Here is a 14,933-nt window from a genome sequence, read left to right on the forward strand (position 1 = left end):
GATCCGACCATGGACGCCGCCGCGCGCCGCGCAGCCTCCGTGTCCCTCGCCGTCTGCGCCGCCCTGGCGCTGAGCGCCTGCCACTCGGGCAGCCCCGGCGGTGGCGCGGCTCCCTCCACCGTCGCCACGACCGCCGCCCCGACCGCTTCGACGGCGGAGGGGGCCGCGTCCTCGACGCCCGCCGGGTCCGCGGAGGCCGCGTCCGGCTCCCCGTGCAAGGACCTCGTGGCGACCACCGCCGTCAAGGCCGAGGTCACCCGGGCCTACACGGCCCAGAGCAGGCTGGTCCACATCGAGCCCGTCCCCGGTGGCTTCCTCTACGGCGCGTGCGGGGGCGTCACCTACGCGGCGAGCAGCTTCGAGCCGACGGCCGGTGCGAGCCTGGAGGAGAAGGTCGCCTCGCAGGACGAGGGCAGCGTGCCGAAGTACTTCAGCCTGAACCCCTCCGGGACGTGGAGCTACCTCGGCAGCTCCGGGTTCCCCGCCACGGGCGGCTGCATCGGCGCGATCCCGCGGGCGCTGGCCGCGATCTGGGCCGACTGCCAAGCGCGTTGAGCGCGCGCAGGCCCCCAGCGCGCCAGGGTGGGCGCCGGGGGCCTGCGGTCGGGGAGGATCAGAACTGGGTGCTGACGGTGGCTCCGGAGAAGCCGGTCACCGCGTAGAGGCTGACGTAGCGGTACCCGGCCGTGGTGTTGGTGACGGTCAGGGTCTGGGAGGTGGTGCCGGCGTTGGTGGACGAGGCCGTGTAGGTGCTCGGCGAGGCCCAGTTGTCCGGGTCGTAGTAGAGCGCGGCGGTGCCGGTGCCGCCGGAGCTGGTGACGGTCAGAGTGGAGGTGCCGGCCGGCAGCCAGAGGTAGAAGTAGGCCGTGTTGCCGGCGGTCTCCGACACGTTGGAGCGCGAGCAGTTCTGGCCGAGCGCGTCGGTGCGCGGGTCGGTGCAGGTCGGCAGGGTCGCGGGTGCGGTCACGGTGACCGAGGCCGGGGTGCTGGCGGTCCGGCCGCTGGTGTCGGTGACCGTCAGGTCGACGGTGTAGGTGCCGGACGCCGCGTAGGTGTGCGTCGGGTTCTGCTGGTCGGAGCTGCTGCCGTCGCCGAAGGTCCAGTGCCAGGCGGTGATGCTGCCGCCGCCGGTCTGCACGGAGGTGTCGTGGAGGCTGACCGTGGCGCCGTTGACGGACGAGTCGAACAGCGCCGTCGGGCCCTGGGCGTAGCAGGCGCCGGCCGCGCAGGCGGTGAGCCAGCTGTCGAAGTCGGCGTCGTAGCCGGTGCCGATGCTGTTGTAGACCTGGTACGCGCCCTGGAAGTCACCGGTGCGGAAGTGGCCGAGCATGGCCGCGACCACGTCCGGGTGCTTCTCGAACATGTAGCGGACGGCGAGGTAGCCCCACGGGTAGGTGCGGACCGTGTCCGAGTTGTCGTACGTGTTCTGGAAGATGGTGCTGAGCTTGTAGGTGTGGTTGGCGGCCTCGGCCATCGCCTCGGTGTCGGTGGTGCCGCGGTAGGTGTACGACTCGTACTCCGCGACGCCCTCGATCCACCAGATGTCCGGGACGACCAGCTCGTCGGAGAAGGTGCCCTTCATGTCGTAGATGCCGTCGAGGTAGTGCGTGTACTCGTGGTTGAGGTTCCACACGTTGGCCGGGAAGCCGTCGTTCCACGACTTGCGGTACATCACCGAGACCGGCTGGTCGGTCGGGTCCGTCGCGTCCATCAGGGTCTCGCCACCGTTGTCGGTGTCGTTGCCGAAGATGGCCCAGGAGTAGGTGACGTAGTCCGCCTGGTTGGCGAAGACCGCCAGGTCGATGGTCTTTCCGTACGGGTTGACCGGGCCGCTGTCCTTGACCAGGTTGTGGAAGAAGGTGTCCTCGCCGCGCAGGCTGGTGCAGACGGTGTTCAGCTCCGCCGCGGTGAGGTCCTCGGTCTCGAAGGTGCGGTTGTCGCAGACGAGTTGGTGGGTCAGCACCGCCGAGGTCAGCTTGGCGGGCAGGTTGCAGGTGCCGTAGACCGAGCAGTCGGCGGCGTCGTAGGTGTCGGCGTCGTACGCGGTGTGCACCCAGAGCGGGGCGGTCGTACCGGTGATCGCCGAGGCGCCCAGCACCGCCTGCACCTGCCGTCCCGCCGCCGTCCCGACGGTACCGCCGTCACCCGCGGCGCGGCCCAGGTCGTTGCCCGCGTTCACCACCAGGAAGCCGGCGGTGCCGGAGGCGGCGGCCTTGTACGTGAGCGCGAAGTTGCCCAGGGTGCTGATGATGCTGGGATCGGCCGCGACGGCGTTCACGAAGGCCGGGTTCCAGTTGCCGCGCCACAGCGGCGCGAACAGCACCGCGTTGACGGCGTTGTCCATCCCGGTGACCGAGTCGTCGGCGCTGGTGTAGCCGTTCAGCACCTGCTTGTAGACGTTCAGGTAGTTCGCCTGAAGGTTGGCGCTGTCGGTGAGCACCAGGGCGTCGTAGAGAACCTGCGCGTTGGCCGCGGTCACGTCCTGCCAGTGCGCGCTGCCGAAGAAGGCGTTGAGCGCCGCCTGGTTGGCCGAGGTCAGGGTCGCGTCGTAACTGCCGACGTCGGCAGGGTCGTTGGACTGCACGTACCAGCCGGCCCGCAGGAAGAGCTCCAGCTGCCAGATGCCGGTCGAGTCGTCCCCGGTGTAGTGGGACGCCAGCGCCTGGTAGGCGTTCGCGACGGTGAGCATCTGGGATTCCTTCAGGACCGCGCCGGCGTCGCCGCCGGTGAGGTTGAAGAGCGTGTTGACGCAGTCGGTGGTGGAGCCCTCGACGAACGAGACCAGCGCGCCGCCGGTGCGCGTGGAGAAGTCCGCGGGGGTGCAGCTCGCCGTGTCCGCAGGCGTGTTGTGGCTTCCCTTCGGTCTCACGGCCAGGCTTGCGGCCGGGACCGGGGTCTTCGGCGAGAGCTGGACGGAGGTGCCGGGCGGCAGGGGTCGCTGGGCCTGGGCCAGCTGCGCCGGGGTCAGCGGCTTCGCGGTGGGGGAGAGGGTGTCGGCGGAGGACGGGGCGGCCTTCGCCGGGAGGGTGGCGCCGAGCGGCTTGGGGATGGTCGGGGCCGCGTGCCCGGAGGCGGGCGCCTCGGCAGGTGCCTTCGCGGTCGCCGCCGGGTTGGCGACGGCCGCCGAGGCGGGCAGGAGGAACGTGGCGGTCACGCAGCTCGCGGCGACGCCGGTCGCGAGGGTGCGGAGGGGTATGCGCAGTCGCACAGCCGGCCCTTCTGAGAGAGGGTCAAGTTGCCTGGGGAAGTGGACTTACGGCGCGTTCGGTCCAAGGCTCGGGGGAACGCGAGGTGAAGCGTGCCACCGGAGAAGGGTGAATACAATGTTACAGGTCATATGACATCGACCCTCGGGCCATAACACGGAGCGCGGTCGGTTCCGGTTACGGGCGCGAGCCCCAGTAGGTCCGGGCGGCCCAGGTCTCGAAGTGCGGCGAACCCGTCGTCAACTCCCGGTAGGCCGCGGCCGCGGCCGCGTGCAGGATCTCGACCAGCTCGTCGCCCACCGCCGCGGGTCGCCAGGCGAGCAGGTACCTGGCCCACAGGGGGGTGCCGGTCAGCGCCTTGATGGCGACGGCGGGGTGCGGCCGGGTGGTCGCCTGCACCGTGGAGACGCCCAGGCCGGCCGCGATCATGTCCCGCAGCTCCGCGCGGTCGCCGAAGAACTCGTGGACCGACGCGGGCGCGAACCCCGCGGTCGCGCAGGCGTCGTAGAAGACCCCCGGCCAGCCCGCCCCGTCATCCGGGGTGACGAACCAGGGCTCGTCGGCGAGATCGGCGAGCGCCACCTCGGCGCGGTTCCGCAGCCGGTGGGCGGCGGAGAGGGCGACGAAGGTCGGCTCGGTGACGATGCCCCGGTGCGCGACGGCGTCCGAGTGCCGCAGCTCCATGCCGGGGTAGTCCACTGCGATCGCCGCGTCCAGGCTGCCCTGCTCCAGCTGTTCGACGATGTCCGACGAGCGGTAGACGCTGCTGACGGTGATCCGCAGCTCCGGTAGCCGGCTGCGCATCCGGGTGAGCAGGCCGGGCAGCATCGGGGAGTTGGTCGCGGCGAGCCGCAGCTCCTTGCCGGAGCGGGAGGCGTCCGCCGACGCCATGCGTCCCAGGCAGTCGGCCCTGGCCAGCAGGTCGCGTGCGGCGGCCAGCACCTCCAGGCCGAAGCCGGTGGGCTCCACTCCCGAGGCGGTGCGCTCGAACAGCGGTGCGCCGAGGTGGGCCTCGATCCGGCGCAGCTGGGTGCTGGTGGCGGGCTGCGAGGCGCCGAGCACGATGGCGGCCCGACCCACGCTGCCCGTGTCGGCGATCGTGCACAGCACCCTCAGGTGCCGGAGCTCCAGCTCCACGCGGGCGCCCTCCCCTGTGCGGCGGGCCGGGCCGCCGTCCGAAGCACGTGCCATGGCACACGTTACATGTCAGGTGCTTGCCACCTACGATCGCGCCCGACTGATCCAGCGTCAAGCCTTGGGTTTCTAGATCAAACAGATGCAGTGTCACATCGCATCTTGACGGCTTCGCCCTGGGGGCGACACAGTCTTGCCAAGGCAGAGCAACGTGACATTGCACTGATACTCCTGCTTGCGCCTTCTCCTCCTCGTCTTCCTCTCGTCTTCGTCCCTTGGGGACCCACCATGACCTCGCTCCTCGCGGACCCCCCTGCGCCGGAGGCCGTCGAACCGGCGGCGCTCCAGCCGGGCCGCTCGCCCGCCAGGCTCGCCTGGCGCCGGTTCCGCCGCGACCGCGTCGGCGTCGCCTCCGCCGCGGTGGTCGGCCTGTTCTTCCTGGTCGGCCTCGGCGCACCCGTCATCTCCTGGCTCTACGGCAAGGACCCGTACACCACCTACGGCCAGAACCAGCCGGGGCTGCTCGACGACTTCGGCTACCCGACCGGGCCGATGGGCGGCATCAGCGGCCGGTTCTGGCTCGGCGTCGAACCAGGCCTCGGCCGCGACGTCTTCATGCAGCTGGTCTACGGGATCCGTACCTCGCTGCTGATCTCGCTGGCCGTCGTCCTGCTCGTCACCCTGATCGGCACCCTCGTCGGCATCGTCGCCGGCTATGCGGGCGGAGCGGTCGACTACGCGGTGGGCCGGGTGATCGACGTGATCCTCTGCTTCCCCGCCACGCTGTTCTTCGTCGCGTTCATCCCCGTCGCCCAGGCCGCCTTCGTCAAACCGACCCAGGAGGTGCCCACCTGGCTCCGCGCGGCCACGGTCGTGCTGGTGCTCACGGCCTTCGGCTGGGCCGCCACCGCCCGGCTGGTGCGCGGTCAGGTCCTCTCGCTGCGCGAGCGGGAGTTCGTCCAGTCCGCCCGCGTGATCGGCGTCTCGCCGGCCCGGATCGTCTTTCGGGAACTGCTGCCGAACCTGTGGACGCCGATCCTCATCTCCGCCTCGCTCGCCGTGCCCAGCTACGTCACCACCGAGGCGGCCCTGTCCTTCCTCGGCGCAGGCATGGTCGAGCCCACCCCCGACTGGGGTCGCATGATCCAGCGGGGCGCCCAGGTCTACTCCGCCGACTTCAGCTACATGCTCTTCCCCGGCCTGGCGATGCTGATCTTCGTCCTGGCCTTCAACCTGCTCGGCGACTCCGTGCGCGACGCGCTGGACCCCAAGTCGAACCGCTGAGCCAGCCTTCCAGACCCATAGCTCCCCCGAAGCGCCCACTCCGACTCCGACTCCGAGGACGACCCGATGAACAGACACGCCCTGCGCCTGCTCGCTACGGCCATGGCGGCCGGGACGCTCACCGCCGCCACCGCCTGCTCCGGCAGCAAGACCGACGCGACCAAGCTCGCCGCGACCCCGGTCGTCAAGCAGGCCGTCGCCCTGGGCACCGCCGCCGACTCCACCGGCCCCGACCCCGCCGTCCCCGGCGCCAAGACCGGCGGGACCGTCACCGTGCTCCAGACCACCGACTTCAGCCACATGGACCCGGCCCGGGTCTACTCCGCCCCCAACCAGACCGTGGACCTGCTGCTCACCCGCCAACTGACCAGCTACCAGTACGTCGGTGGCACCACCAAGCTCGTCGGCGACCTCGCGACGAACACCGGCGTCGGCTCGGACGGCGGCCGGACCTGGACCTACACGCTCAAGCAGGGCGTCAAGTACCAGGACGGCTCGCCGATCACCGCCCAGGACGTCAAGTACGGCATCGAGCGCACCTTCGAGGCCTCGCTCAGCGGCGGCCCGAACTACCTCCAGACCTGGCTCACCGGCTCGGCGAACTACTCCAGCGTCTACCCCGGCCCCTGGAACGGCCAGGACCTGCCCGCCATCGAGACCCCCGACGCGCGGACCATCGTCTTCCACCTCAAGAGCCCGCACGCGGACTTCCCCTACGCCGCTGCCATGCAGTCGTACAGCCCCGTCCCCAAGGCGCACGACACCAAGCAGGCCTTCGACATGGAGCCGTTCTCCTCCGGGCCCTACCGGATCGTCAGCCACGACGCCGACAAGTCGCTGGTGCTGGCCCGCAGCGCCGGCTGGGACCCGGCCACCGACCCCGTCCGCCACGCCTACCCCGACCAGTGGAAGTTCGAGTTCGGCGGCCAGAGCCTCGACATCGACCAGCGGCTGATCGCAGCCAACGGCACCGACAGCACCGCGATGACGTTCAACGCGCAGGTCACCGGCGACGTCGCCGAACAGGTGCTGAACACCCCCGCGCTGCGGGCCAGGACCGTCGACCAGGTCTCGCCCTTCAGCACCTACTTCGACATCAACAACCGCCGGATCAAGGACGTCAAGATCCGCCAGGCGCTGCTGATGGCCTTCCCCCGGCAGCAGGTCCGCCAGATCTTCGGAGGCCCGCTCTACGGGGACTACTCCAACACCATCCTCTCCCCGGTCACCAACGGTTTCCAGGCCTACGACCTCTACCACGCGCCCGTCACCGGGGACCCGGCCGCGGCGCGCAAGCTGCTCGCCCAGAGCAGCAACCCCCACCCGACCATCGTCTTCGCCTACGGGAACACCGCGCAGTGGCAGCAGGCCGCGGTCGCCGTCTCCGCGGCACTGGGCCAGGCCGGCTTCCACGTCGTCACCCACGGAATGGACAACAAGGACTACTACGACGAGATCGGCAACGTCGACAACACCTTCGACCTGTACGTCGCCGGGTGGGGACCGGACTGGCCGAGCGCCGACACCGTCATCGCGCCTCTCTTCGACGGCCGCCTCATCGCCCCGGACAGCTCCGACAGCATGCTGTTCGACGACCCGTCGGTGAACGCCGAGATCGACCGGATCAACGCCGAGACCGACCTCGCCCAGCAGAACAAGGACTGGGCCGCCCTCGACAAGAAGATCATGGGAGAGGCTCCGATCATCCCCTGGGTCGACCTGCGCCAGGTCTCGCTCTACGGCCCCGGGCTCGGCGGCGTGCACCTCGGCTTCATCGGCACCGTCTACCCGCTGGACGTCTTCGTCAAGTAACCGGCTCCCACACCACCCGCCTGAACCCCCGCCCAGCCAACGGAGCACACGTGCTGCGCTTCCTGATCCGCCGAACGCTGAGTGCGGCCCTGATCCTCCTCGTCGTCAGCGCCGTCACCTACCTGCTGTTCTTCGCCCTGCCGTCCGACCCCGCACTGCTGGCCTGCGGCAAGCAGTGCACCCCGCAACTGCTGGCCACGATCCGGCACAACATGGGCATCGACGCCCCCGTCCCCGTGCAGTACTGGCACTTCCTCGTCGGCGTCTTCGCCGGCCGGAACTTCGGCGCGGCGTCCTGCCCCGCGCCCTGCCTCGGCTACTCGTTCGTCAACGGCCGGCCCGTGCTGCAGACCCTGCTCAACCGCTTCCCGGCGACCGCATCGGTGGCACTCGGTGCGGCGGTCCTGGTGCTGACCTTCGGCGTCGGCGCCGGGATGATCGCCGCGCTGCGGCGCGGCCGGGCCGCCGACAAGGTGGCCATGGGCCTCGCCCTGGTCGGCGCGTCGATGCAGATCTACTTCTTCGGCATCGTCGTCCGCTACGTCTTCGTCGACCAGCTCGCCTGGCTCCCGCTGCCCGGCTACACCTCCCCGGGTGCTTCGCTGACGGGCTGGGCCGGTGGGATGCTGCTGCCCTGGATCACCCTGGCCGTGGTCAACGTCGCCACCTACGCGCGCTTCACCCGCTCCTCGATGCTGGAGAGCCTGAGCGAGGAGTACGTGCGCGCCGTCCGGGCCAAGGGGCTCGGCCCCTGGGGGGTGTACGTGAAACACGCCTGGCGCGGCGCGATGACCCCGATCGTCACCATGTTCGGCATCGACCTCGGCCTCTTCCTCGGCGGCGCGCTGATCACCGAGACGACCTTCAACATCCCCGGCATCGGCAAGCTCGCGGTGGACTCGGTGGCCGACTCCGACCTGCCCATGATGATGGGCACGGTGCTGGCCGCCTCCACGGCCATGGTGCTCGTCAACATCGCGGTGGACGCCTGCTACGCCGTCATCGACCCACGGGTGCGTGCCCTGTGAACCCGCTGACCCCGGTGAACCCAGCGACCGTCAGCAGCCCCCGCACGGACGACCACGCAGCCGGCGGCGAACCGTTCCTCCAGGTCCGCGACCTCTCCGTGCGCTTCGCCACCGAGGACGGCCCGGTCCAGGCCGTCGACGGGCTCTCCTTCTCTCTGGAGCGCGGCCGGACCCTCGGCATCGTCGGCGAGTCCGGCTCGGGCAAGTCCGTGACCTCCCTGGCCGTGCTCGGCCTGCACGACCGCGCCCGCACGAGCGTCGACGGCAGCATCCGCCTGGAAGGCGCCGAGCTGGTCGGCGCCGACGAGGCGCGGCTGCGCGGCCTGCGGGGGAGCCGGATGGCCATGGTCTTCCAGGACGCGCTGACCGCGCTGTCCCCCTACTACAGCGTCGGCGACCAGATCGCCGAGACCTACCGGCGGCACACCCGGTGCAGCCGCCGGGCGGCGGGGGAGCGGGCGGTGCAGATGCTCTCCCTGGTCGGGATCCCGTCCCCGCAGCGACGGGCGAAGGACTACCCGCACCAGTTCTCCGGCGGCATGCGCCAGCGCGTGATGATCGCCATGGCGCTGTGCTGCGACCCCGACCTGCTGATCGCCGACGAGCCCACCACGGCGCTGGACGTCACCGTCCAGGCGCAGATCCTGGAGCTGCTCGCCGAGGTCCAGCAGGAGTTCCGCACCTCGATCGTGCTGATCACCCACGACCTCGGGGTGATCGCCGGCATCGCCGACGACGTGCTGGTGATGTACGCAGGGCGCAGCGTGGAGCACGGTTCCGTCGCCGAGGTGCTGACCGCGCCGCGGCATCCGTACACCATGGGCCTGCTCGCGTCGGTGCCCCGGCTGAGCAGCGCGGTGGACGTGCCGCTGAAGCCGGTTCCGGGCAGCCCGCCGAGCCTGCTCGCCGTCCCCGGCGGCTGCGCGTTCCACCCGCGCTGCCAGGCACGGGACCTGCTGCCGGACGACCTGTGCAGCAGTCGGCGCCCCGCGCTCGTCGCCGAGGACGCCCGGGACGGCCGGGACGGCGGGGACGGCCATGCTGCCGCCTGTCACCTGGGCACCGCGGAGCGGGTCGCCTTCGCACGCCGCACCGTCGAACCGTCGGAATCGAACGACACCCGTCGGATCCAAGGGACGAACCGATGACCCAGCCCTCCTCCGCTCCGAGCCCGACCGCTTCCAGCGCGACCGCTGCGCACGCGACCGCTGCGCAGGCGCCCGACGCGAGCGAACCTGCGTCAGCAGAACCCCTGTTGCAGGCAGTCGGCCTCACCAAGCACTTCCCGGTGCCCGGCACCGGTCTGTGGCCGGCCCGCCGCGACGCCCGTCCGGTCCTGCGCGCGGTCGACGGCATCGACCTGACCCTGCACACGGGCGAGAGCCTGGGCGTGGTCGGCGAGTCCGGCTGCGGCAAGTCCACCGCCGGGCGGCTGCTCACGCGGCTGCTGGAACCCACCTCCGGCGTGCTCCGCTACCAGGGCGTCGACATCACGCACGCCTCACGCCGGGAGCTGGCGCCGGTCCGGTCGCAGATCCAGATGGTCTTCCAGGACCCGTACGCCTCGCTCAACCCCCGCCAGACCGTGGGCGAGATCGTCTCGACCCCACTTGAGGTCCACCGGATCAACCCGCACGGCGGCCGACGGGCGCGGGTGCTGGAACTGCTGGAGACGGTGGGACTGAGCCCGGAGCACTACAACCGGTTCCCGCACGAGTTCTCCGGCGGCCAGCGCCAGCGCGTCGGCATCGCCCGCGCCCTCGCCCTGGAACCGAAGGTGATCGTGGCCGACGAACCGGTCTCGGCGCTGGACGTCTCCATCCAGGCGCAGGTGGTCAACCTGCTGCAGCGGCTGCGCCGGGACCTGGGCATCGCCTTCGTCTTCATCGCCCACGACCTCGCGGTGGTCCGGCACTTCTCGCAGCGGGTGGCGGTGATGTACCTGGGCAAGGTGGTGGAGACGGCCCCGCGCGACGCGCTGTACCGCGCTCCCCAACACCCGTACACCCAGGCACTGCTGTCGGCGGTCCCGGAACCGGACCCGCCGTCCGGCGAGCGGCTCGACGTCGGCGCCGGGCGGATCCGGCTCACCGGCGATGTGCCCAGCCCGCTCGACCCGCCGTCCGGCTGCCGGTTCCGCACCCGCTGCCCGCGGGCGCAGGACCTGTGCGCACGCGAGGAGCCCCTCCCGCGCACACCGGACGGCGCCGAGCCCGGGCACCTGGCCGCCTGCCACTTCCCCGGCGTGAACTGACGATGCATCAACCAAAGGAGTCAGCGATGGAGCCCGCCAAGGGGCCTGCTATGGAACAAGGAGACGACGCGTCAGGCGGTCGAGGCAGTCACGACCGGGCGATACCGGCCGCGGTGGCCGCGTCCTTCCAGGGCGGATGGGCGGACACGGACCTGAAGCTGCCGCGGGCCTCCGGGGCCGAACACGCCGCCGCGCGGCGTGTCGCGGTGTCCGACCGGTTCCACGGTGAGCGGATCGTCGTCCCGGCCGGCGGGCTCAGAGTCCGCAGCAACGACTTCGACCATCCCTTCCGGCCCCACTCCGCGTTCCTGCACCTCACCGCCGAGCAGGCGGCGGACGCGGTCCCCGACAGCGTCCTGGTCTTCGAGCCCACCGGGCACGGGCACACCGTCGTCCTGTTCACCCGCGACCGCTCGCCGCGCGACGGCGGACCGAACGGCGCGGAGTTCTACAGCGACCGACGCCACGGCGAGTTCTGGATCGGCCGACGACGGACCCTCGCCGAGACCGCCGACGCCCTCGGCCTCGACGTCGCCCCGCGCGACCGCCTGGAGCGGGCCCTTGCCGTCGACACCCCGACGCGGGTGCTGCGCGGCGAGGACGCCGTCGTCGACGCCCTCGTGCCGGCGAACCCGTCGGACGAGGCAGAACTGCGCACCTTCCTCTCGGAGTTGCGGCTCGTCAAGGACGAGTGGGAGATCGCCCAACTGCGCGCGGCCGTGGGCTTCACCGTCGACGGCTTCCACGACGTCGCCCGCGGACTGGGCCGCGCCACCGAGCTCGCCCGCGGCGAGCGCTGGATCGAGGGCACCTTCAACCGGCGCGCCCGGCTGGAGGGTTACGGACTCGGCTTCGAGACGATCGCCGCGGCCGGCGCGCACGCCTGCGTCCTCCACTGGATGCGCAACGACGGACCGGTCCGGGCGGGGGACCTGCTGCTGCTGGACGCAGGCGTCGAGACGGACTCCTGCTACACCGGCGACGTCACCCGGACCATCCCCGTCAGCGGGCGCTTCACCGACGTCCAACGCCGCGTCTACGACCTGGTCTTTGCCGCCCAGTCGGCGGGCATCGCCGCGCTGAGGCCCGGCGCGCGCTTCGGCGCCTTCCACGAGGCCGCGATGCGGGTCATCGCCGAGGGCCTCGACGCCTGGGGTCTGCGACCCAGCAGCGACCCGGCGACCACGCCCGAACCCGACCTGTACCGCCGGTACACCCTCTGCGGCTCGGGTCACATGCTCGGCCTGGACTGCCACGACTGCGCGAACGCCCGGACCGAGAACTACCTGGGCGGCGTGCTCGAACCCGGCCACGTCCTCACCGTCGAACCCGGCCTGTACTTCCAGCCCGACGACCTCACCATCCCGGAGGAGTTGCGCGGCATCGGCGTCCGCATCGAGGACGACTTCGTGATCACCCCCGACGGCGCGGAATGCCTCTCCTCTGGCCTGCCACGCCACGCGGACGAACTCGAGACCTGGACGGCCTCGATGCGCCGGACAGGGCCGGTCTAGGGGCAGATGACCGTGCCGTCGTCCATGTCGAGGAGCACACGGTCCACGTGTCCGGGCCTGGGGGTCACCGTCCAGCGCTGGTAGTCGTGGCCGTTCTCCTCGACGACGGCGTCGTCGAGGTGGAGGGCCTGCACGACCGAGTTCGTGCAGTGCTCCTCGATCCACGGCTTCGGGGCGGTCGGGTGGCGCAGGTCGGTGATGTCCACCTGGGCGGGGTCGCCGACGCTGTCGTGCAGGAGCCTCGGCGCCCCGAGACCGATGCCGACGGCCGCCAGGACGACGAGCATGACGCGGAACAGCCGGGCGGGCCAGGTCACCGCCGCGTCGAAGACCGAGGACCTCCTCGCGTCGAAGTACGGATTGACGCTGCCTGGGCAGGCCTCGTCCAGCCGACGCCGCGCCCGCAGCCGCCACAACGGGATCACCGCCAGGCCCATGGGCAGCATCACGAGTCCTGCGGCGGCCGCGGCGACCCACCGCCGCCGGCTCAACCCCGCCGCGGCCCAGGCCGGCCGGGCGACGGCGAGCACGTCGGCCAGCGCCAGGGCGTTGACCAGCAAGAGGATCGGTGCGGCGGGGACGAGGAGGACCGCGAGGAGGATCAGATGGTCGCTCAAGGGAATCCAGTCGTTGGAAGCTTCGCGGGATCATGCGCAGACGGAGGCCGTTTCCTCAAGACCCCGGGCGCATCGAGTTGATCACGCAGCCCTCCGCCCTCCTGCGTCCGCGGGGCCCGCTCATCGGGCATGCTGGGCGCCCATGGGGATCTCCATGGAATTGATGCGGGTGAGTCCGGAAGCCGCCCAGGCGGCCCTCGCCGGTCAGGCCTGGCCACGCCCGAAGATGCGCGACGACGAGGAGTTCAGGGCCGTCCTGTCGCTGGACAAGGCGTGGAACGCGCTCCAGTGGCTGCTCACCGCCTCTGGCTGCCCGGTCGATCCGGTGATGGGCACGCCGTTCCTGGAAGAGCAGCCCTTCGACTACGCCCCGCCGGGGCTGCTGACCGCCGAAGAGGTCCTCCGCGCTGCGGACTTCCTCGCCGGGCTGGACTTCGACGCTTTGGCGGACTTCGCCGACGAGGACGCGATGGACGAGGACGACGTCTACCCTTCCGGCTACGACCGGCAGCGGGCCGAGGAGCTGCGCAGCCACTACGTCGATCTCCAGCGGTTCTACGAGACCGCGGCAGCTGCCGAGCAGTGCGTGCTCACCACGTTGACCTGACAGCGGACGACGCCCACGGGGCGACCGGGCGCGTGCCGATGCTCCTGGAGCAGGTCGAGCGAGCGGAAGCACCGGAAGCCTGGGACGAGCTGCGGGATCGCCTCTGCCTGCACGGAGAGACCGTCTCCCCGGCCAGCTTGAGGAACGCGTTCCGGTACACGCTCGCGCGGATGCCCGCTCTCCGGGAACCGCGGCTGCGGGCCGTCTACGACCGGGCATGCTGACCCGTCTCAGGGAAGGGAGGCACCCCTTGTCAGCCGGCACGTGGCCGGAGCTCCTGGCCGGCCCCGAGACAGTTGACCGTTACTGACCTTGAAGCCGTGATGTCTGGCCGTGGGATCACCAGCCTGCGCTGGCGATCTCGCCCTTCCAGGGCCTTGTACGCTGTCGCCTCATCCTTGACCGAGAGCGACATCACGGAGGGCAGCATGCCGGACGCCCTGAGCCGGCTCGCGAAGCTGTTTCCGCCTCCTGCTGTGCCGGTGGCTTCTCCTCCGTGGGAGCGGTCCCGGGCAGAGATCGGCTTGGACTTTCCGTCGGACTACCGGGCCTTCGTCGACCTCTACGGTGCAGGTGAGTTCGGCACGCCTGATTCATTGGCCTGTCACGTGCACGCGCCTACCTCGTGTCTTCTCCCCGGAGGGCGCGAGACCGGCTTCAAGGGCTACATCGAGTGGCACGCCTCGGAAATGGACGATCTCTTCGGCTCCGAGCTCGACGAGGAAGACGACACGAAGCCCGCGTACCGAATCTTCCCGGAGCCCGGAGGGCTGCTGATCTGGGGCGAGAACGAGCAGGGCGACCTGTACTTCTGGCTCACCTCGGATGGCCCTCCCGACCAGTGGCCGGTGGTGATGTGGGCGCGCGGGCCCGTGACGACCTACCGGTTCGATATGGGCATGGTCGACGTACTGCTCGGGAGCGCACGAGGCGAGATCCCCAACGTTCGGGCGATGTGCTCCTCACAGCGCCGTTGGACGATGAAGTCCGACTGGAGTCACGACCGACTGAGCATCTCCGCAGGTCCGATGCCCGGCTAGGCGATTGCGGAGCTTGGGGGCGTAGGCGGGGCCAGGCGGAGTCCGGTGCCTGCCAGGCATCCGTCGAGGAGGTCAGGTCGGTACTGCACCTGGCGCAGGCCACCCCGCAGGGCGCGCACCAGGTGGGCGGGATCCGTGAAGGCGATGTTGGCCTGGCAGCGGCGCCGGAGCAGGGACCAGATCCCTTCGACCGGGTTGAGTTGGGGTGCGTAGGGCGGGAGGTAGTGGACGCTGATCCAGTCCTGGGCGTCGATGAACTCGCGCAGGCGGCGGTCGCGGTGGACGTTGAGGTTGTCCCAGACCAGGACGATGGGCTTGCCGAGTTGCTGGTGGGCTGCGATGAGCAGGTCGCGGTAGTCGGTCCAGGCGAAGCTGCGGCGGCCGCCGGCCAGCTGGTGCTCAGATCGGTCCACCTGAGCCCCTACGGCCGAGGCGTG

General features: G+C 70.9%; 12 protein-coding genes and 1 pseudogene. 9 read left to right on the forward strand and 4 right to left on the reverse strand.

All coding sequences use genetic code 11. From position 1 onward, the window contains the following. Window positions 1-9: 9 nt before the first annotated feature. Window positions 10-555, forward strand: coding sequence for a hypothetical protein (locus tag TR49_RS04715; RefSeq protein WP_042377407.1), 546 nt, complete (start codon window positions 10-12; stop codon window positions 553-555). A gap of 58 nt (window positions 556-613) precedes the next feature. Here TR49_RS04715 and TR49_RS04720 read toward each other — a convergent pair whose 3' ends face one another. Next, window positions 614-3,208, reverse strand: coding sequence for a collagenase (locus TR49_RS04720; protein WP_042377410.1), 2,595 nt, complete (start codon window positions 3,206-3,208; stop codon window positions 614-616). Between the two features lie 175 nt (window positions 3,209-3,383). Beyond that, window positions 3,384-4,343 (reverse strand): LysR family transcriptional regulator, encoded by a 960-nt coding sequence (locus tag TR49_RS04725; protein WP_042377413.1) that lies wholly within the window; start codon window positions 4,341-4,343, stop codon window positions 3,384-3,386. A 285-nt stretch (window positions 4,344-4,628) separates the two neighbouring features. On the opposite strand from TR49_RS04725, the gene TR49_RS04730 reads away from it, so the two are divergent. From TR49_RS04730 to TR49_RS04755, 6 genes are all read left to right on the forward strand, one after another. Beyond that, window positions 4,629-5,624 (forward strand): ABC transporter permease, encoded by a 996-nt coding sequence (locus tag TR49_RS04730; RefSeq protein ID WP_042377415.1) that lies wholly within the window; start codon window positions 4,629-4,631, stop codon window positions 5,622-5,624. Window positions 5,625-5,690: 66 nt separating this feature from the next. Next, a complete protein-coding gene (locus tag TR49_RS04735; RefSeq protein ID WP_042377417.1) occupies window positions 5,691-7,436 on the forward strand; it encodes an ABC transporter substrate-binding protein in 1,746 nt (581 codons plus the stop codon). A gap of 50 nt (window positions 7,437-7,486) precedes the next feature. Beyond that, complete coding sequence (locus TR49_RS04740) at window positions 7,487-8,464, forward strand: ABC transporter permease (protein WP_042377420.1); 978 nt, start codon at window positions 7,487-7,489, stop codon at window positions 8,462-8,464. A gap of 14 nt (window positions 8,465-8,478) precedes the next feature. After that, a complete protein-coding gene (locus TR49_RS04745; RefSeq protein ID WP_084724593.1) occupies window positions 8,479-9,612 on the forward strand; it encodes an ABC transporter ATP-binding protein in 1,134 nt (377 codons plus the stop codon). After that, entirely contained in the window at window positions 9,609-10,718 is a 1,110-nt protein-coding gene (locus TR49_RS04750; protein WP_084724562.1) for an ABC transporter ATP-binding protein, read from the forward strand. Before TR49_RS04745 ends, TR49_RS04750 begins: the two co-directional genes overlap by 4 nt. Window positions 10,719-10,768: 50 nt before the next feature. Continuing rightward, window positions 10,769-12,232: an aminopeptidase P family protein gene (locus tag TR49_RS04755; protein ID WP_042377423.1), complete on the forward strand. Its 1,464-nt coding sequence runs from the start codon at window positions 10,769-10,771 to the stop codon at window positions 12,230-12,232. On the opposite strand, the gene TR49_RS43530 is transcribed toward TR49_RS04755, so the two are convergent. Further along, window positions 12,229-12,849: a hypothetical protein gene (locus TR49_RS43530; protein WP_042377426.1), complete on the reverse strand. Its 621-nt coding sequence runs from the start codon at window positions 12,847-12,849 to the stop codon at window positions 12,229-12,231. The two genes, TR49_RS04755 and TR49_RS43530, sit on opposite strands and share 4 nt — an antisense overlap. 142 nt (window positions 12,850-12,991) lie before the next feature. On the opposite strand from TR49_RS43530, the gene TR49_RS43535 reads away from it, so the two are divergent. After that, window positions 12,992-13,456 (forward strand): DUF1877 family protein, encoded by a 465-nt coding sequence (locus TR49_RS43535; protein ID WP_160311533.1) that lies wholly within the window; start codon window positions 12,992-12,994, stop codon window positions 13,454-13,456. 428 nt (window positions 13,457-13,884) lie between these two features. Beyond that, a complete protein-coding gene (locus tag TR49_RS04775) occupies window positions 13,885-14,496 on the forward strand; it encodes an SMI1/KNR4 family protein (RefSeq protein ID WP_160311534.1) in 612 nt (203 codons plus the stop codon). Here TR49_RS04775 and TR49_RS04780 read toward each other — a convergent pair. Next, window positions 14,493-14,879, reverse strand: a pseudogene (locus tag TR49_RS04780) (transposase); the annotation flags it as partial. The gene TR49_RS04775 and the pseudogene TR49_RS04780 sit on opposite strands and share 4 nt — an antisense overlap. Between the last annotated feature and the right edge of the window lie 54 nt (window positions 14,880-14,933).

The sequence above is a fragment of the Streptacidiphilus melanogenes genome, from assembly GCF_000787835.1.
In the GTDB taxonomy this organism is placed as follows: Bacteria; Actinomycetota; Actinomycetes; order Streptomycetales; family Streptomycetaceae; genus Streptacidiphilus; species Streptacidiphilus melanogenes.

Bases quoted from the DNA above. Each gene is read 5' to 3' on its own strand.
- TR49_RS04715 (WP_042377407.1), top strand. From the start codon at position 10: ATGGACGCCGCCGCGCGCCGCGCAGCCTCCGTGTCCCTCGCCGTCTGC.
- TR49_RS04730 (WP_042377415.1), top strand. From the start codon at position 4,629: ATGACCTCGCTCCTCGCGGACCCCCCTGCGCCGGAGGCCGTCGAACCG.
- TR49_RS04735 (WP_042377417.1), top strand. From the start codon at position 5,691: ATGAACAGACACGCCCTGCGCCTGCTCGCTACGGCCATGGCGGCCGGG.
- TR49_RS04750 (WP_084724562.1), top strand. From the start codon at position 9,609: ATGACCCAGCCCTCCTCCGCTCCGAGCCCGACCGCTTCCAGCGCGACC.
- TR49_RS04755 (WP_042377423.1), top strand. From the start codon at position 10,769: ATGGAACAAGGAGACGACGCGTCAGGCGGTCGAGGCAGTCACGACCGG.
- TR49_RS43535 (WP_160311533.1), top strand. From the start codon at position 12,992: ATGGGGATCTCCATGGAATTGATGCGGGTGAGTCCGGAAGCCGCCCAG.
- TR49_RS04775 (WP_160311534.1), top strand. From the start codon at position 13,885: ATGCCGGACGCCCTGAGCCGGCTCGCGAAGCTGTTTCCGCCTCCTGCT.